At 66.3% G+C, this 17,647-nt stretch carries 15 protein-coding genes; 6 read left to right on the top strand and 9 right to left on the bottom strand.

Features of this window, described 5'->3' with window-relative positions:
• Window positions 1-84: 84 nt before the first annotated feature.
• Entirely contained in the window at window positions 85-1,017 is a 933-nt protein-coding gene (locus CIW48_RS00975) for a methionyl-tRNA formyltransferase (protein ID WP_149308234.1), read from the top strand.
• 95 nt (window positions 1,018-1,112) lie between these two features.
• Here the strand turns inward: CIW48_RS00975 and CIW48_RS00970 are convergent, their stop codons facing one another.
• Window positions 1,113-1,784, bottom strand: coding sequence for a class II aldolase/adducin family protein (locus CIW48_RS00970; RefSeq protein WP_149308232.1), 672 nt, complete (start codon window positions 1,782-1,784; stop codon window positions 1,113-1,115).
• 100 nt (window positions 1,785-1,884) lie between these two features.
• The gene (oxlT, locus tag CIW48_RS00965) at window positions 1,885-3,162 is read right to left on the bottom strand and encodes an oxalate/formate MFS antiporter (protein ID WP_091779227.1); all 1,278 of its coding nucleotides are present in this window, start codon (window positions 3,160-3,162) and stop codon (window positions 1,885-1,887) included.
• Window positions 3,163-3,642: 480 nt separating this feature from the next.
• Between oxlT and CIW48_RS00960 the strand changes: the two genes are divergently transcribed.
• The 4 genes from CIW48_RS00960 to CIW48_RS00950 all read left to right on the top strand — a co-directional run bounded on the left by CIW48_RS00960 (window position 3,643) and on the right by CIW48_RS00950 (window position 6,682).
• Window positions 3,643-4,335, top strand: a complete 693-nt coding sequence (locus CIW48_RS00960; RefSeq protein WP_091779229.1) for a GntR family transcriptional regulator — start codon at window positions 3,643-3,645, stop codon at window positions 4,333-4,335.
• A 398-nt stretch (window positions 4,336-4,733) separates the two neighbouring features.
• Entirely contained in the window at window positions 4,734-4,880 is a 147-nt protein-coding gene (locus CIW48_RS33065; protein ID WP_173009147.1) for a hypothetical protein, read from the top strand.
• A 108-nt stretch (window positions 4,881-4,988) separates the two neighbouring features.
• Entirely contained in the window at window positions 4,989-6,062 is a 1,074-nt protein-coding gene (locus CIW48_RS00955) for an HD domain-containing phosphohydrolase (RefSeq protein WP_149308230.1), read from the top strand.
• A gap of 125 nt (window positions 6,063-6,187) precedes the next feature.
• Window positions 6,188-6,682 carry a CAP domain-containing protein gene (locus tag CIW48_RS00950; protein WP_149308228.1) on the top strand — a complete coding sequence of 165 codons (495 nt, stop codon included), beginning with the start codon at window positions 6,188-6,190 and terminating at the stop codon, window positions 6,680-6,682.
• Window positions 6,683-6,693: 11 nt separating this feature from the next.
• On the opposite strand, the gene recJ is transcribed toward CIW48_RS00950, so the two are convergent.
• The 7 genes from recJ to CIW48_RS00915 all read right to left on the bottom strand — a co-directional run bounded on the left by recJ (window position 6,694) and on the right by CIW48_RS00915 (window position 15,723).
• Window positions 6,694-8,511 carry a single-stranded-DNA-specific exonuclease RecJ gene (recJ, locus tag CIW48_RS00945; RefSeq protein WP_149308226.1) on the bottom strand — a complete coding sequence of 606 codons (1,818 nt, stop codon included), beginning with the start codon at window positions 8,509-8,511 and terminating at the stop codon, window positions 6,694-6,696.
• Between the two features lie 132 nt (window positions 8,512-8,643).
• Complete coding sequence (locus tag CIW48_RS00940) at window positions 8,644-10,044, bottom strand: NAD(P)(+) transhydrogenase (Re/Si-specific) subunit beta (protein ID WP_149308224.1); 1,401 nt, start codon at window positions 10,042-10,044, stop codon at window positions 8,644-8,646.
• A gap of 4 nt (window positions 10,045-10,048) precedes the next feature.
• Window positions 10,049-10,504 carry a proton-translocating transhydrogenase family protein gene (locus CIW48_RS00935; RefSeq protein ID WP_020092006.1) on the bottom strand — a complete coding sequence of 152 codons (456 nt, stop codon included), beginning with the start codon at window positions 10,502-10,504 and terminating at the stop codon, window positions 10,049-10,051.
• A gap of 24 nt (window positions 10,505-10,528) precedes the next feature.
• Window positions 10,529-11,758 (bottom strand): Re/Si-specific NAD(P)(+) transhydrogenase subunit alpha, encoded by a 1,230-nt coding sequence (locus CIW48_RS00930; protein ID WP_149308222.1) that lies wholly within the window; start codon window positions 11,756-11,758, stop codon window positions 10,529-10,531.
• 207 nt (window positions 11,759-11,965) lie between these two features.
• Entirely contained in the window at window positions 11,966-12,259 is a 294-nt protein-coding gene (locus CIW48_RS00925; RefSeq protein WP_091779237.1) for an aa3-type cytochrome c oxidase subunit IV, read from the bottom strand.
• A 122-nt stretch (window positions 12,260-12,381) separates the two neighbouring features.
• A complete protein-coding gene (locus tag CIW48_RS00920) occupies window positions 12,382-13,743 on the bottom strand; it encodes an AarF/ABC1/UbiB kinase family protein (protein WP_149308220.1) in 1,362 nt (453 codons plus the stop codon).
• 108 nt (window positions 13,744-13,851) lie between these two features.
• A complete protein-coding gene (locus CIW48_RS00915; RefSeq protein ID WP_149308218.1) occupies window positions 13,852-15,723 on the bottom strand; it encodes a M3 family oligoendopeptidase in 1,872 nt (623 codons plus the stop codon).
• A 249-nt stretch (window positions 15,724-15,972) separates the two neighbouring features.
• On the opposite strand from CIW48_RS00915, the gene CIW48_RS00910 reads away from it, so the two are divergent.
• A complete protein-coding gene (locus tag CIW48_RS00910; protein ID WP_149308216.1) occupies window positions 15,973-17,457 on the top strand; it encodes a sigma-54 dependent transcriptional regulator in 1,485 nt (494 codons plus the stop codon).
• The last annotated feature ends 190 nt before the right edge of the window (window positions 17,458-17,647 follow it).

Here is a 17,647-nt window from a genome sequence, read left to right as displayed (position 1 = left end):
GCACGGCCAAGTACCGCCGAGCCCGGCGTTTTGACCGTACCCTCCCCGGCCCGCTACGGGACCGGACGAAGCCCAGGAGATTGCATGCGCATCGCCTTCATCGGCCAACAGGATTTCGGCAAGGCTGTCCTGGAGGCATTCCTCAAGCGAGGCGATGAGGTCGCCGCGGTGTTCTGCGCGCCCGAGAAGCCCGGTGCCAAGCCGGACGTCCTCAAGACGGCGGCGGTCGAGAAGGGATTGACGGTCTTCCAGTTTCCCAACCTGAAGAGCCCCGAAGCCGAGGCCGCAATGCGCGGACTCAATGCCGATATCGGCATCATGGCCTACGTGCTGCAATTCGCGCCGCAGAGCTTCGTGAACATCCCGAAACACGGCACGATCCAGTATCATCCGAGCCTTCTGCCGCGCTATCGCGGCCCGTCCTCAATCAACTGGCCGATCGTCCGGGGCGAGTTGCAGACCGGCCTCACGATCTTCAGGCCCACCGACGGCCTCGACGAGGGGCCGGTGATCCTGCAGAAGACTTGCCCGATCGGCGCCGACGCGACGTTGGGCGACGTCTATTTCGACGCCCTGTTCCCAATGGGCGTCGAGGCGATGCTCGAGGCGGCCGATCGCGTCGTCGCCGGACAGCATGTCGAGATCGACCAGGATGAGGATGCCGCGAGCTATGAAGGCTGGTTCCGGGCGGCCGAGGCGGAGATCCACTGGTCGGCCCATGCCGAACAGATCTACAACCTGATCCGCGCGGCCAATCCAGCGCCCGGCGCGTGGACGACGCTCGACGGCAAGAAGCTTCAGATCTTCGATTCCAGCCTGCATCGGATCCGTAAGCTCGCCGATGTCGTCGGCAAGCCCGGTGAGGTGATCGCCGTCGACGACACGGGCTTCAGTGTCTGCGCGCAGGGCGGCCGGATCGAGGTCCGCAAGGTGAAGGCGGAGGGCGGCAAGAAGGTCGCGGCCGCCGAGTTCGCCCGGGATGTTGGACTAGTCGTCGGGCAGGTGCTCGGGCGCTAGGAGGCCCGCACCCGACGCGTGATCGCATCCGTGACGGCTTATTGCATCCGGCCGATCACGAGACGCCGCGCCGCCGATGCCGCGCGGCGTCTCGGCTACCGCGTTTCGGGACCGGGTAGTCCGGCCGCATTCAGGCCGTAGCTGCGAAAGCGCTTGACCGTTTCGTTGATCTCGTCGTCGGACAGGACGATCGGAGTCCCGATCTGCCGCGCCACCGCGTATTGCTGGCAAAGCGTCTCCAACTCGACAGCGAGCCAGAGGGCCTTCTCCAAGCTGTCACCGGCCGCGATCATGCCGTGATTAGCGAGGAGGCAGACATTGCGGCCGACGAGGGCCGCCAGCGCCAGATCGGAGAGCTCCGCCGTGCCGTAGGGCGCGTAGGGCGCGCAGCGCACGTTCGGTCCTCCGAAGGCCGCAATCATGTAGTGGACCGCCGGGATCGCTTGACCGCAGATGGCGAAGGCCGTGCAGTAGACCGGATGTGCGTGGACCACCGCACCGAATTCCGCACGGGACGCCAGGATGTCCCGGTGAAAGCGCCATTCCGAAGAGGGCTTCTGCTGCGGTGTATGCGTGCCATCGAACCCCAGCCGAACCACGTCGTTCGGGCTCATCTTTTCGGTGGGCAGGCCGGATGGGGTGATCAGAAGACCATCGCGGAAGCGCACCGAGACGTTCCCAGACGTCCCGCGGTTCAGACCCTGGGCGTCGAGGGCACGCGCCGCCGCCACGACGCTCTCCCGCGCGATCCGTTCGTCCCTGTCCATGCCCGATCTCCGGAAGGCCCGGTTCCCGGTATGCAGGAAGCCCGGCGCCGTAAAGACGGCGCCGGGCTCATTTTCGTCAGTCCGGAGCTACAGGGCCAAGCTACTGGGCCAGGACCGGCGCGAGGCTTGCCTCGGGCTTCTTGGTATAGGCGGCGCGCATCGGCTTGAGGACGAACAAGGCTAGCAGAGCCGCGACGATGTTGAGCGCCGCCGCCACCAGGAACACCGTGTGCCAGCTCCCCGTCATGGTCGTGAGTACGCTGGTATAGGGGACGATGAGCGCCGCCGTGCCTTTTGCCGTGTAGAGCAGGCCGGCATTGGTGGCCGCGTATTTCGAGCCGAACGTGTCGCCGCAGGTCGCCGGGAACAGCGAGTAGATCTCGCCCCAGGCGAAGAACACGAGGCCGGTCAGCAGCACGAAGGCGATCGGGTTCTGGCCGAACTGGCTCAGCGCGTAGATGCCCAGGCCCTCGATGGCGAAGGAGAGGAACATCGTGTTCTCGCGTCCGATATGGTCGGAGACCCAGCCGAAGAACGGTCGGGTGACGCCGTTGAGCACGCGGTCCAGCGTGGCCGCGAAGGTCAGCGCCGGCAGGGTGATCCCAAGAAGCGAGACCGGGACGTCGGCGATCTTGAAGTCCTTGGCGATCGGGCCGAGCTGAGCGGTGGCCATCAGGCCGCCGGCGGCCATCATGACGAACATCGCATACATGACCCAGAAGATCGGGGTCCGGACCATCTCAGCCGGCTTGTAGTCGCGCTTCGACTGGCTGACCCGAGCGACCTCCGGAACCTGACCCTTGGCCGGCGCCCGCAGAAACAGGGCGATCAGCATCACGATCACGCCCTGACCGATGCCGAAGTAGAAGAACGCTGCCTCGTAGCCTTGCGACTTGATCATCGCCTGGATCGGCACGACGGTGAGGGCCGAACCCGCGCCGAAGCCCATCGCGGTGATGCCCGCAGCGAGGCCGCGGCGGTCTGGGAACCACTTCAATGAGTTGCCGACGCAAGTTCCGTAGACCGCTCCGGCACCGGTGCCGCCGATCGCAGCCGCGATGTACAGCACGGTGAGCGAATCGGCGTAGGAATTGATGACCCAGGCTATGGCGCAGAGCAGCCCGCCGAACAGCGTGACGATGCGCGGGCCGTACTTATCGACGAACCAACCCTCGATCGGGACCAACCACGTCTCGGTGACGACAAACAACGTGAACGCCACTTGGATCGCGGCGCGATCCCAGCCGTGCCGCTCCTGCATCGGGTTCACGAAGAAGGTCCAGCCGTACTGCATGTTCGCAATCATGCACATGCAGACGACGCCGAACGCGAGTTGCAGCCAGCGGCCGCGCCCCACCGGTTTGACGATCTCGGACATACCGTTCCCTCCTTGGCAGTATTATTGTTAGCGTGTGTGCTCGGACCGGATTTATGCCCTGCCTTGGCGCAGCTTGGCAGAACAAGATGACCGGGATTCTTCGAAAAATTCTTGGCCCGCGGGCAAATAAAGTCTCAACTACAACGGCATACGCCTCGGACCCACAAGTCCACATCTGATGGTCGACGGTATGCCAGCAGGATGGTGCTGATATCGCCCCAGGCTGTCAATCGAACCTGCAGAAAAATACACGTCTCCGGGATTGGATTAAACCGGATCGGTCGAACGTAGGTTCCGGCCCGCCGGTTCGCGGTTGCACCCGCACAACTTTCACGCGGCAGAATGCCCGCAAAGGTCACAGGTCTGTGGGACCGCTCCGCAATCGACTAGGATCTCGCCAAGGTTTGGGTTAGGTCGTTTGAGAGCGCACGACAGAGAACGCGTGCGAGACATCATGCGTGTGAGCTGACTGGACGAGGGATGTCGAATTCCGAACCGCTGAGCGTGAAGCCCATCGTCGCCAGCTCCAGTCTCCGGACCTTGGCCTACGAGGCGCTCAAGACGGCTATCACCAACATGGACATCTACGGGCGTCCGGACGAGGTTCGACTAGACGAGCGCAAGCTTTCACAGGATCTCGGCGTCAGCCGGACGCCGGTGCGCGAGGCGCTGACGGTTCTGGAGCAGGAAGGCTTCGTTCGCTCCGAGGCTCGGCGCGGCGTCTTCGTGATCAAGAAGAACAAGCGCGAGATCGTCAGCATGATCCACGCCTGGACGGCGCTGGAGAGCATGGCGGCTCGCCTCGCCTGCGTCCGGGCCACCGATGCTCAGCTGCGCTCGCTACGCGAGTCTTTCCCTGAGTTTTTCGAGGGGCAGCCGTCCGAGCACATCGACGAGTATTCGGATGCGAACATCCGTTTCCACCAGCGCATCATCGCGCTGGGTCACTGCGACGCGATTGCCGATCTGACCAGCAATCTCCTGATGCATGTGCGTGGCATCCGCAGCACGGCTCTCCGGCAGGGCGATCGGGCGGAGCGTTCGATCCGGGAGCATGTCGCCATCATTTCGGCGCTCGAAGCCCGTGATGCCGATTTGGCCGAAAGGCTCGTGCGCGAGCACGGGCTCGGGCTCGCTCAACACGTCGACACGTACGGCGATTACCTGGACTGATCGACGTCCGCCGTCCAATCTGGCCGATTGTCGGCATGGACCTCGTCCCTCCCTGTCATAAAGTTCCCCCGCTCATCCGACGGGCGCAATCGACGTTGCAGAACGCCTGGCCTCTTACTGGATGCCGGAACCCGCTCCACCGCGGGTCTCAAATTTAATCGCGCGCGATCATTGCGGCATCGCAAAAATTTTTCGGTCGTTCGGAATCACAGGTCCGGCCGCGAGTTACACCTCTACGCGCATGAGACGACGGAATTTCCGCTGAGATTGGGTTGCTCTCCGCATTCCATGCATGCACAGCATAATCGGTATTCGTTATCTGGCATACCAGATTGCGGCGCGGGATGGCATCTATCGCATCGCAACATAGAGCGGTTCCCACCGCGCCGGAGAGTTCGATGATCGCCAGCTTCCTCGCCATCTTTGTCGCTTTCGCCGCCTGCCAGGCCCTGCTGACCGTGAAGTTCGCGGATTTCCTGTCCGCCGGTGAAGGTGGCCGCAAGACCCTCGAGCCGACCGCCGTTGCGACTGCGAAGCTCGCCTGAGAACAGGGCCAGGCTCAGACGCAGGAGACTGCGTAGGGTTAACGTTTTCCTCAAATTTTAGGCGTAAGGTGAACCGATCGTTGACCGTGCGGGCGAGGAGCAACCGCGTTGGCCCTCGGCGCCGCATCGCGTTTCTCGGACGGCCCCTTCGTCCTCCTCGTCTCGGATCGCCCGTCCGAACGGTCAGCCCTTGAACGCGCCATCGCGCTCGTGATGAATTGCCGGGCGATCCCGCCCGGCGTGCCGCTGCCTGCAGCTCGGCCACATCTCGTTATCCTGGATCTGCCGCCGGCCCATACTGCCAAGCTGCAGTCCACCCTGGCCCATAACGGACCGCCGGTTCCGCGCCTCGTTCTCGTGCGCGGCGAACCCATGCCGGGCGCCCACTACCTGCGCCAGCTGCCGGCAGCGTCGCCTCGGCAACTCGTTCTGGCGAATGTCTTCGCCATGATCGAGGCGGCGACGCGCTCTGCCGAGTTGCGGCAGCGTCGGCTCCTAGAACGCGTTTCGGGCGCAACCGCCATCGTCGCCGAGATCTTCGACAGCGCCGCCCTCGGCGCCCGATTGCAGCGCGCTGACGCGGATCGCGGAACCGAGTTGGTTCTGGCGGCTGTCTCCGAGGTGGGGATCGCCGATTGGCTCGCCGAGGTCTGGCGCCACGAGATCGGCGTCTATCAGCACACCCTCGGCGTCGCCGGGCACGCCGCGACCTTCGGTTCACAGATCGGGCTGAGTCAGACTGACCTCACGTTGTTGGTGCGGTCGGCACTGCTGCACGACATCGGTAAGGCGCGGATCCCCGTGGAGATCCTCAACAAGCCGGGGCCGCTCAATGCCGAGGAGTTGCGACTGATGCAGCGCCATCCCGATATCGGTGCCCATCTGCTACGGGCGCACGGCGATTTCGAGGACGCGGTGATCGACGTGGTCCGCCACCACCACGAGCGCCTGGACGGGAAAGGATATCCCGATCGGTTGTCCGGCCCGGCGATCGCGGACCTCGTGCGGATCGTGACGATCTGCGACGTGTTCTCCGCCCTGACCGAGCGGCGGACCTATCGGCAGCCCGCAACCCCCGCAGAGGCACTGTCGATCATGGCCGCCAGCACCGGGCACATGGATCCGGATCTCCTGCGCGCTTTCGCGCCCTCCATGCTGAAGGGCAGCGCTCTCGCGGCGTGATCGGGTGGGCGTGGCACCAGCGCCACGCCGCTCGGCGGGATTGTGCAGGTCCGTCCGCGCGCCGCGCTTTCGCCGCAACCCTGCCGGAGGGAGGCGGTCCCATTCCGCTGATCGCCCTCCGGACCGTGCCCAAGCTCAGTCTCGCCCTCGCTGCCGCCCTCCTGATGACCCTCACCGGATGCGGCGGTCTCTCGGTCATGCCCGAGACGTCCATCGAGAACGCGACGCATACTGCCGTGCTCGACGAGGTCGCGGCCGCAGCGGCCATCTCGGCCTACCGGGTCCAGCACGGCCTGAACCCGGTCGTGGTCGATCCGGCTCTCGTGAAGGCGGCGGCCTTCCAGGCCGGCAACAACGCCCGCCACGGTCAGCTCAGCCACGAGATCGGCGGCAGCTTCACCTCGCGCATGGCGTCGGCCGGTTTCGGGAAAGCTTGGGCGGCCGAGAATCTCAGTGCCGGGTCCGAGACCCTGGAGCAGGTGCTCGCCCGCTGGAAGGCGAGCCCCGAGCACAACAAGAACATGCTGCTGCCGCAGATCCGGAGGATCGGGATCGCCCGGGTCGATGCCCCCACCACGCGGTACAAGCGCTTCTGGGCGCTCGTGATGGCTGGCAGTTGACGCCGGGTTCCTCAGGATTCGGAGGGCGCGAGATCGACAATCCGGAGCTGGGCGCGCTCGGCTCCGCGCCAGCGGTCGCAGGACAGCGTTCCGGCCACGTGCATCTCCCGGCCGATCCCGTTCAGCAAGGCCAGACCGAGCGGTCGTTCGGCTGCCCGGAAGCAGATCGCCCCCACGACCTGCCCGTCGCGGCTGCGCAGTCGGGCCCTGACATGGCTTGAACCGACCACCGCGGCATCGACGAGGCGATGCCGGCCCAGAGCGAAGATCGGCTCGGGCGCACCTTGGCCGAACGGGCCGGCCTGCTGGAGCAATCGGACCGTCTCTGCGGTGGCCCCGCCAGCGCTGAGGCCGCCGTCGATCAGCAAGGCGTCGGCCGCCCGGGCCACCGCGACACTGGCCCCGAGCAGCATCGCCAGATGCGCTTCGAAGCGTGGAATGTCGTCGGCCCGCACGGTCACGCCCGCTGCCATCGCATGGCCACCGCCCTTGCTGGCGAGCCGGGCATCGACGCAGGCGCGGACCGCGAGCCCCAGATCCGCGCCTGGAATTGAGCGCCCCGAGCCCGTGGCGCTCCCGTCCGGCCGGATCGCGAATGCGAAGGCCGGGCGGTTGAAGCGCTCCTTCAACCGCGAGGCGATGAGGCCGACGATGCCGGGGTGCCACTCGGCGCTGGCGGTCACCAGCACGGTGCGGGCCGGATCCAGCGTCAGGGCCCGGTCCATCTCGGCCTCGGCCTCCAGGACGGCCTGCGCCTCGATCGCCTGACGCTCGCGGTTGAGGCGGTCGAGGTCGGCGGCGATCCGGGCCGCCTCGTTCGCGTCCGCCGTTGTCAGCAGGCGGGCGCCCAGCGCCGAGTCGCCGATGCGCCCGCCGGCATTGATGCGGGGTCCGAGCACGAATCCGAGATGCCACGCTTCCGGTGGCTCGCCGAGGGAGGCCGCGTCCAGCAGTGCGGCGAGCCCGATGCGGCCGCGATGGCGCATCACCGTGAGTCCCTGGGTCACGAAGGCCCGGTTCAGGCCCGTAAGGGGCACGACGTCGGCGACAGTGGCCAGGGCCACGAGGTCGAGGGCGTCGGTGAGCTGCGGTTCGGGTCGGTGGGCGTCGAAGAAGCCCTCCCGCCGCAGGGCGCGGTTCAGCGCGACCAGGGTCAGGAAGACGATGCCGGCGGCGCAGAGATGGCCGAGGCCCGAGAGATCGTCGAGGCGATTCGGGTTGACCACGGCACGGGCTGGTGGAAGCACCTCGGAGGCCGCATGGTGGTCGAGGACGATCACGTCGAGGCCGGATTTCTCGGCCTCTTCCAGAGGCGCGTGGCCGCTCGTTCCGCAATCGACGCAGACCAGGAGCGTCGCGCCCTCCGCCGCCAGTGCGGTGATTGCCGCGACGTTGGGTCCGTAACCCTCGGTGATCCGGTCGGGGATGTGGATCGGCGCGCGCAGACCCAGATTGCGGAGATAGCCGGCGAGCAGAGCCGCGCTCGCAGCGCCGTCGACATCGTAGTCGCCGAAGACCGCCACCGTCTCCCCGCGCTTCACGGCCCGGACAAGGCGGCGGACGGCCGCCTCCATGTCGAGCAGCGTGTCCGGATCCGGCATCAGGTCCCGAAGCCGCGGCGCCAGGTGGCGGGGCGCCGCCTCCGGAACGATTCCTCGCCCCGCCAGCACGCGGGCAAGCAATTCCGGCAGGCCGTGGGCCTGGACCATCTTGGCGATATGATTCTGAACGGCCGCCCCGCCGCAGCGCTCCTGCCAGCGCCGACCGGTCACGGAGGCGGCGACACCCAGGAAGGGTGGCGGATCAGCGAGGAGCAAAGCGGACGACACGGGCGCCACCCTACACCGGGCGCCGCAGGGAATCTTGCACCCCGCCGCAACAGCGACGGCGAACGAGTGCCGCCACAACGAAAAAGGGCGGGCATCGCTGCCCGCCCCTCGAATCGGCTGGCGACCCGGGTTTCAGAGCGACTTTAGGATCTGATCGACGACCTTCTTGGCGTCGCCGAACAGCATCATGGTGTTGTCGCGGAAGAACACCTCGTTCTCGACGCCCGCGTAGCCGGAGCCCATGCCGCGCTTAATGAACAGCACGGTCTTGGCCTTCTCCACGTCGAGGATCGGCATGCCGTAGATCGGCGACGCCTTGTCGGTCTTGGCGGCCGGATTGGTGACGTCGTTGGCGCCGATCACGAAGGCGACGTCGGCCTGCGGGAACTCGCCGTTGATGTCCTCCAGCTCGAAGACCTCGTCGTAGGGCACATTGGCCTCGGCCAGCAGCACGTTCATGTGGCCTGGCATGCGGCCCGCTACCGGATGGATGGCGTACTTCACGTCGACGCCCTCCTTCTTGAGCATGTCGGCCATCTCGCGGAGCGAGTGCTGTGCCTGGGCGACCGCCATGCCGTAGCCCGGCACGATGATGACCCGCTCGGCGTTCTTCATGATGTAGGCCGCATCGTCGGCCGAGCCCTGCTTGACCGGGCGCGTCTCGACCTGGCCGGATCCGGCCGCAGCGGTGGTGTCGCCGCCGAAGCCGCCGAGGATCACCGAGATGAACGACCGATTCATCGCGTGGCACATGATGTAGGACAGGATCGCGCCCGATGAGCCCACCAGCGAGCCGGTGATGATCAGCGCGAGGTTGCCCAGGGTGAAGCCGATGCCGGCCGCCGCCCAGCCCGAGTAGGAGTTGAGCATCGACACGACCACCGGCATGTCGGCGCCGCCGATCGGGATGATGATCAGGCCGCCGAGCACCAGCGACGCGATGACGATCAGCCAGAAGATCGCCTTCGATTCGGTGCCGATGAACAGCGCGATGAGGAGCACGAGTCCGGCGGCCAGCATCGCGTTGATCAGGTGGCGCTGGGGCAGCATGATCGGCTTGCCAGACATCCTCCCATCGAGCTTGGCAAAAGCGATTACCGAGCCGGTGAACGTGATGGCGCCGATGGCGACGCCGAGCCCCATCTCGAACAGCGACTGCTTGTGGAAGTGGCCGTTCTCGATGATGCCGAAGGCCTGCGGCGCGTAGAGCGCGCCGGCCGCGACGAAGACTGCCGCGAGACCGACCAACGAGTGGAAGGCCGCAACGAGCTGCGGCATTGCGGTCATCGGCACGCGCTTGGCAATTACCGCGCCGGCGCCGCCGCCGATGCCGAGGCCCAGAAGCACGAGGATCCAGGCGCCGGCACCAGTCGGCGGATGGCCGACCAGAGTGGTCAGGATTGCGAGCCCCATGCCGACCATCCCGTACAGGTTGCCCTGCCGGGAGGTGGTGGGGTGGGACAATCCCCGCAGCGCCATGATGAACAGGACGCCGGAGACGATGTAGAGAAGGGAGGAGACGTTCTCTGACATCCGCTCAGCCCTTCTTCTTGTACATGCCGAGCATGCGCTGCGTGACGAGGAAGCCGCCGAAGATATTGACGCTGGCCAGCACGATGCCGATGAAGCCGAAGAACCGGGCGAGGCCGGTGCCTTTCTCGATCAGCGGGACGCCGACCGCGAGGATCGCGCCGACGATGATCACCGAGGAGATTGCGTTCGTGACCGACATGAGCGGCGTGTGGAGCGCCGGGGTCACCGACCAGACCACGTAGTAGCCGACGAAGATCGCCAGCACGAAGATCGCGAGGCGGAATACCGTGGGATCGACCGCGCCGCCGGTGGCCGCGCTCAGTCCGTGACCCATGCCGTCGGCAATGACCTGGGCCTGATCGGCGGCGTTACGCGCCACCGCGGCCGCGGCGCGGGCGGCGTCGGCCAGCACGCGCGCCTGATCGGCCGCCTGATCGGGAGGGACGATGACGTTTGCCATTCTGCTACTCCTCTCGGCCGGGCTTCACTGCGCGCCCGTTGGGGCGGCCGTGCCGGACGCCTTGTTGGCCTCCGACTTGGCCAGACCCACGGAAGCGGCTTCCGAGGCTGCGCCATCGGTCTTGGGCTGGAAGGATGTGTGGACGACCGACCCATCGCGGGTGAGGTTCGTGGCCTTCACCAGCTCGTCGTCCCAGTTGATGGCCAGCGCCTTCGACTCCTTGTCGATCAAGGTCTCGACGAAAGCGTAGAGGTTGCGGGCGTAGAGACTCGATGCCGTAGCCGCGAGCCGGCCCGGGACGTTGACGTGGCCGACGATTTTCACGCCGCGATCGTTCGTAACGACTTCGCCGGCCTTGGCGCCGGCGACGTTGCCCCCCCGCTCGACCGCGAGATCCACGAGTACGGAACCCGGCTTCATCGACGCCACCATCTCCTCGGAGACGAGCTTCGGCGCCGGGCGGCCGGGGATCAGCGCCGTGGTGATGACGATGTCCTGCTTGGCAATGTGGCCCTTGACCAGCTCCGCCTGCTTTTTCTGGTACTCGGCCGACATTTCCTTGGCGTAGCCGCCCGCGGTCTCAGCCTGCTTGAATTCGTCATCCTCGACGGCGACGAACTTGGCACCGAGCGATTCGACCTGCTCCTTCGTGGCGGGCCGAACGTCTGTGGCGGTCACGACCGCGCCGAGGCGGCGAGCGGTGGCGATGGCCTGCAGGCCGGCGACGCCGACGCCCATGACGAAGACGCGCGCGGCCGGCACAGTGCCGGCGGCGGTCATCATCATCGGCATGGCCCGGCCATACTCGGCGGCGCCGTCGACCACCGCGCGGTAGCCCGCGAGATTTGCCTGAGAGGACAGGACGTCCATGACCTGCGCGCGTGTGATGCGGGGCATCAGCTCCATGGCGAACCCGTCGATGCCGGCCGCGGCCATCGCCTGGAGCGCAGCCTCGTTGCCATAGGGGTCCATGATCGCGATCACGGTGGCGCCGCGCTTGAACTGCGGCAGCTCCTCGGCGCTCGGGCGCCGGACCTTGAGCACGAGGTCGGCATCGCCGGCGGCGTCGGAGGCGCTCCCGGCGATGCTGGCACCGGCCGCCTCGTACTCGGCGTCCAGGATGCCGGCCTTCCGGCCGGCTCCGGACTGCACCACGACGTCGGCCCCGAGAGACTTGAACTTCTTGACGGTCTCAGGAACCGCGGCGACGCGCGGCTCCGCGGAGTCCGTCTCGGACAGCACAGCGATGCGCATGCGAGGGTTCCCCTGGAAAAGCTCGGCCTTCGAATGCGCGAAACGGCGACGCTTTTCGAGAGGCGGATCTACGATACCGCGTTGGAAGCGGCTGGAATGTAACTTGCGCTCAATTTAATTGACTGCAATGCGACGGCGGCCCACTCGCTCATCGCGAGCGGGCTCATCATCGACCGGCGATCGGCGCAGGACCGTCCGGGCTCCGCCTCAGGCGAAGAAAAGATACAGGATGAGGAGGATGGCGACGACAAGCGGGCCCTTCCAGCCTACGGCTGGTGCCAGCGCTCCCACGGCGCCTGCCGCTCCTGACACGATCACGCCGACGATGGCCAGCATCCAGGCTTCGCGAATTCCACCAATGGCGAGGGCGAGCACCCAGCAGATGACAACGCCGGTAGCGATTTCGACGAACCGAACGAATCCGCGATAGGTCTGCTCGTGAGTCCTCGCATCCATTGCCGGGCTGTAGGTGTGCCCGGCCACCGTGTCACTCTCGGCCATCGTGCGCTCGTTTCCCTAAGACGCGACTTCTTGCGGTCACGGTCGGATGTAGCTCAAGCGTCTACCTGCCGCAATCGGACGCACGCAAGTTGATCGCTCTCTCGATGGATCTTCGCGCACCCTCAGGAGGGTTTCGGCAAACCGGCTTCGTCGAGAGCCCGGGCCTGGCGATTCGCGAGTTCGTCCAGCGAGAAATGCTCGATCTCGGCCTCGAACAACCGGTGATAGTTGAGTTCTGACCTGAGGTGGAGAAACACCGCGCCGAGGCCCACTGCAGCGCGATCCATGAACACGAATTCCTGGGGGACGGTCACGGGCCCCCGCTCCTTCAGAGCCTGGTGGACCTGGAACGCCTGCCGGCGGCCATACTCACCCGGCTTTACGCCGTCCGCCACGGTACGGGTTCGGTCCTCCAGCAGTGGCCCGTAGATGAAGCGGGCCCAGATGTTCAGGATCTCGATCTTCTCTTTGTCGAGGTCTCTGAAGCCCCACACCTCGTAGGCATGAACGATTCGGGCGTCGTCGTTCTCCAGAAGGCCGCGATAGAGGTCCACAACGCCGCCGACGAAGCGCGGATGGAAGATGCGGACGCAGCCGTAATCGAGAAGATTGATTCCAGCGGCCTCCCCCGCATCCGAGAAGACGGTGTAATTGCCGAGATGCGGGTCGCCGTGGATCACCGCCGCCCGGCTGAATGGGTGCCACCACGCCTTGAACATCGCCTGAGCGATCCGGTTGCGCACCTCCACAGGTTCGTCGGCGAAGCCGAGGATCTTGTCACCGTCGAGCCAGCCCAGGGTGAGGAGGCGCTTGGTGGACAGATCCGGATAGACGCGCGGCACGCGCACGGGCGCGATATCCTTCAGAACCGCCGCGTAGAGGGCCGCATGCTTGGCCTCGCGTTGATAGTCGAGTTCTTCGCGCACCCGGGCGCCGATCTCCTTCGCGATCTCGCGCGTGTCGAGCCACGAGTTCATCCGGCGGTGAAGCGCGAAGGCGACCTCCAACTGCTTCAGGTCGGCCTCCACGGCCGATTGCATGTCCGGGTACTGGAGCTTGCAGGCGAGCCGGTCGCCATCCTTGGTCGTCGCCCGGTGAACCTGCCCCAGTGAGGCGGCCGCCGCGGGCTTCAGGTCGAAGCTGCCGAATCGCTCCTGCCAGCCGGCGCCCAGCTCCGATTGCATTCGGCGCCGGACGAAGGCTGCGCCCATGGGCGGCGCGTCGGCCTGCAGCTTCTGCAGCTCGGCGGCATATTCGGGTGGCAGGAGGTCCGGAACGGTGGCGAGCAACTGCGCCACCTTCATGATCGGGCCCTTCAGGCCGCCCAAAGCCTGAGCGAGCGCGGCCGCATTGGTCGTGCCCTCCTTGCCGAACAGACGGGACATGGCCATGCGGGCGGCAACGCCACCGACATTGGCGCCCACGCTGGCGTAGCGCCCGGCGCGGGCGGAGAAGCGGTTGGCTTCGCGGTCGGTCTCGGCCATCTCTCGATCTGGTTGTCTGGTGATGATCCGCAGATAAGCCGCCCCCAGCCGCGAACCAGGGGTGTGGGTCCCTGCGCCGCGGGCGGGCCGAGCCGACGGTGGCGTCCGTCAGGCCTGACCTTCCATGCCCTCCAGTTCGGCGATCATCCCTTCGATCATCCCGAGCCCGATCTGCCAGAAGCCCGGATCCTTGGCGTCGAGGCCGAAGGGGGCAAGCAGCTCGCCGTAGGGCTTCGAGCCGCCGGCCGAGAGGAGCGCGAAGTAGCGGTCCACAAAGCCCTCCTCGGCCCGGGCGTAGACACCGTAGAGCGAGTTCACGAGGCAGTCACCGAACGCGTAGGCGTAGACGTAGAACGGCGAGTGGATGAAGTGGGGGATATAGGCCCAGAACGGCTCGTAGCCGGAATCCAGCGTGATGGCCGGTCCGAGCGATTCCGCCTGTACCGACAGCCACAGCGCATTGATCTGATCGGTGGTCAATTCGCCCTTGGCGCGGGCAAGATGGACCTTCCGCTCGAACGAATAGAAGGCGATCTGGCGGACCACCGTGTTGATCATGTCCTCGACCTTGGCGGCGAGCATGGCCCGACGCTGGGTCGTGTCGGTCGTGGCGGCGAGCAGCTTGCGGAAGGTCAGCATTTCACCGAACACGCTCGCGGTCTCGGCGAGCGTCAGAGGCGTCGGAGCCATCAGCGCGCCGTTCGGTCCGGCCAGCACCTGGTGGACGCCGTGGCCCAGTTCGTGCGCGAGCGTCATGACGTCCCGCGGCTTACCCTGGTAGTTGACCAGGACATAAGGATGCACCGAGGGCACGGTCGGGTGTGCAAAGGCGCCCGGCGCCTTGCCGGGGCGGGTCGGCGCGTCGATCCAGCGCTCGTCGAAGAAGCGCTTCGCGATGCCCGCCATCTTCGGTGAGAACGCGTCGTAGGCGGAAAGCACCGTGTCGCGGGCCTCGGTCCAGGGAATCGTGCGCTGCTCGACCTTCGGCAACGGCGCGTTGCGGTCCCAATACGGCAGCGCCTCCTGTCCGAACCACTTGGCCTTCAACGTATAATAGCGGTGGGACAGACGCGGATAGGCCGCCCGGACCGCGTCGACGAGAGCCTCCACGACCTCGGGTTCGACCCGATTCGACAGGTGGCGGGCATCGGCGACGTCCTTGAAGCCGCGCCAGCGGTCGGAGATCTCCTTGTCCTTCGCCAGCGTGTTGGTGATGAGCGTGAACACGCGCAGATGGCTGCGCAGTACCCCGCTGATCGCGCCAGCCGCCTCCTTGCGGACGGCGCCGTCCGGGTCCTGAAGCTTGTTGAGGGTCGGCTCGAGCGGCATCTCCTCGCCCTGCACGGTAAAGCGCAGGGATGCGATCGTCTCATTGAACAGCCGGTCCCAGGCGGCGTTGGACGTGACCGATTTCTCGAGGAACAGCTTCTCGGTGCGGTCGTCGAGCTGGTGCGGCTTCTCTCGCCGCAAATCTTCGATCCAGGGCGCGTAGCTGGCGAGCGGACCCTCGGCCATCGCGGCGTTCATCGCCGCGTCGTCGACACGATTCAGCTCCAGAGCAAAGAACAACAGATCTGCGGAGGCACTGGTCAGCCGCTCGCGCGTGTCACCGTAGAACTTGGCCCGCGCTTCGTCAGTTGTGTCGCCGGAATAGACCAGACCCGCGAACGACATCAGCTTGCCGAGCAGGTCCTCGATCCCCTCGTAGGCTTGCACCGCCTCCGCCAGCCGCGCGGACGCGTCCGGACCGGCGGTCAATTCGGCCACGCGGCCGGCATAGGTTTCGGAGAAGCGTCGGCACTCCTCCTCGGCACGGGTCATGTCGCCGGAGAACTTGGGATCATCAAGGCCGGAATAGAGATCCGTGAGATCCCATTCCGGAAGATGGCCGAGGTCGGCAGCCTTCGCGGCGGCGCGCGCGGCGCTCACGCCCTCCGGCAGGCGGACAGTCACCGGCGAGGCGGTGTGGCTCGGCATCATGTCGTGCAATCCTCTCCTGGGGCATCCGGCCCCTACCCTGATATCGAGCGTGCCGCCACGCGTTCAACGCGGTTGGCCGATCGCAGTCCCGCGCAATCGCAGACGACGCGATGCAAACGTCGTTAAGCGGCACTTTACGTCTGTGGGTCACCCTACGGCTCGAAACGAAACACTCGCCGAATCGGAGCCCGCGGCCGGGTCGACCCCGCGTCGCGTGTCCGGTCTTCGTGCGCCGTTCAGGGAGCCGCCATGTCTGCCACCGTGCTCATCGTGGATGACGATCCGGTCCAGCGGCGCCTTGCCGAGGCGGCCGTGCGTCGCTTCGGCTTCGAGCCCCGGGTCGCAGAAACGGGCGCGGAGGCGCTGACCATGCTGAAATCCGAGGGGGCGGACGTCGTGCTCCTCGATCTCGTCATGCCGGGTCTCGATGGGTTGGGCGTGCTGGCCGAGATGCGCAAGAGCGGTCTTGCCACGCCGGTCATCGTCCAGACCTCAAACGGCTCCATCGACACGGTGGTCAACGCCATGCGGGCGGGCGCCGTGGATTTCGTGGTCAAGCCGGCGGGCGCGGAGCGGCTGCAGGTCTCGATCAAGAATGCCCTGCGGGTCGACACTCTGGAGGAGGAGGTGCGCCGCATGCGCCGCCGGGCCTCCGGCGCGCTGACCTTCAAGGACCTGACCTCCAAGAGCCCTGATATGGAGCGGGTCATCCGCCTCGCCGAGCGGGCTGCGAAGTCGAACATCCCGGTCCTGATCGAGGGTGAATCCGGCGTCGGCAAGGAGGTTCTGGCCCGCGCGATCCAGGGCTCGGGCGACCGGCGCGGCAAGCCGTTCGTGACGGTCAATTGCGGAGCGATCCCCGAGAACCTCGTGGAGTCGACTCTGTTCGGCCACGAGAAGGGCGCGTTCACCGGCGCCACCGAAAAGCACGCGGGCAAGTTCGTCGAGGCGTCGGGCGGCACGCTGTTCCTCGACGAGATCGGGGAGCTGCCTCTGGACGCGCAGGTGAAGCTTCTCCGCGCCCTCCAGGAGGGCGAGGTCGACCCCGTTGGCGGCAAGCGCTCGGTCCGGGTGGACATCCGCCTCGTCTCGGCCACGAACCGGTCGCTGCTCGACCTCGTCAAACAGGGCAAGTTCCGCGAGGACCTCTATTACCGTCTGAACGTCTTCCCGATGACCTTGCCGCCGCTCCGGGCGCGCCGCGAGGATATCCCGGATCTCGTGCGCTCGTTCTGCGCGCGCTTCTCAGCCGAAGAAGGGAAGCGGGTGCGGGCCATCACCCCGGAGGCGATGGCCCTGCTCACGCGCTACCCCTGGCCGGGCAACGTGAGGCAGCTGGAGAACGCCCTGTTCCGCGCCGTCGTGCTCGCGGACGGCGACGAGTTGACCGTGGCCGAATTCCCCCAGATCGCCGCACAGGTGGAAGGCTTCGACGTGCGGATTCCGGCGGCGCCGATCCAGCCGCAGATGCCGGCCTACGCCCCCGAGCCGGTTCGCGAAATCGTCCGCGTGGAAGTGCGCGACCCCCACGCCATGTCCCTCGTGGCCGAGGAGACCGGCGAGATGAAGCCGATGGATGTTCTGGAGGCGGAGATCATCCGGTTCGCGCTCCAGTTCTATCGCCAGCGGATGTCGGAGGTCTCGCGTCGCCTCGGCATCGGGCGGTCCACCCTCTATCGCAAGCTCAAGGATCTGGGCCTCGAGGACGACGCTAAAACCGAGGATGCCGCTTGATCGAGCGGCAGGTGCGCTAACGCACCCGTCTCCTTCGATTGGCCAGGCGTCGGGAAAACTCCGGCCTTGCTGCACACTTTCGGCGAGTGATTAGGCAAATCATAAGCCGGGCAGCATTGAAATTGCCACATTCGTCTGCACGACCAAGGTTTTATTCGCGACGACTGTGGTTGCTGAAAGCCACGCTTGC

Source organism: Methylobacterium sp. P1-11 (assembly GCF_008329595.1).
GTDB lineage: Bacteria > Pseudomonadota > Alphaproteobacteria > Rhizobiales > Beijerinckiaceae > Methylobacterium.
The sequence above is the reverse complement of the archived record's forward strand: the minus strand, read 5'-3'. Positions and strand labels throughout refer to the sequence as shown.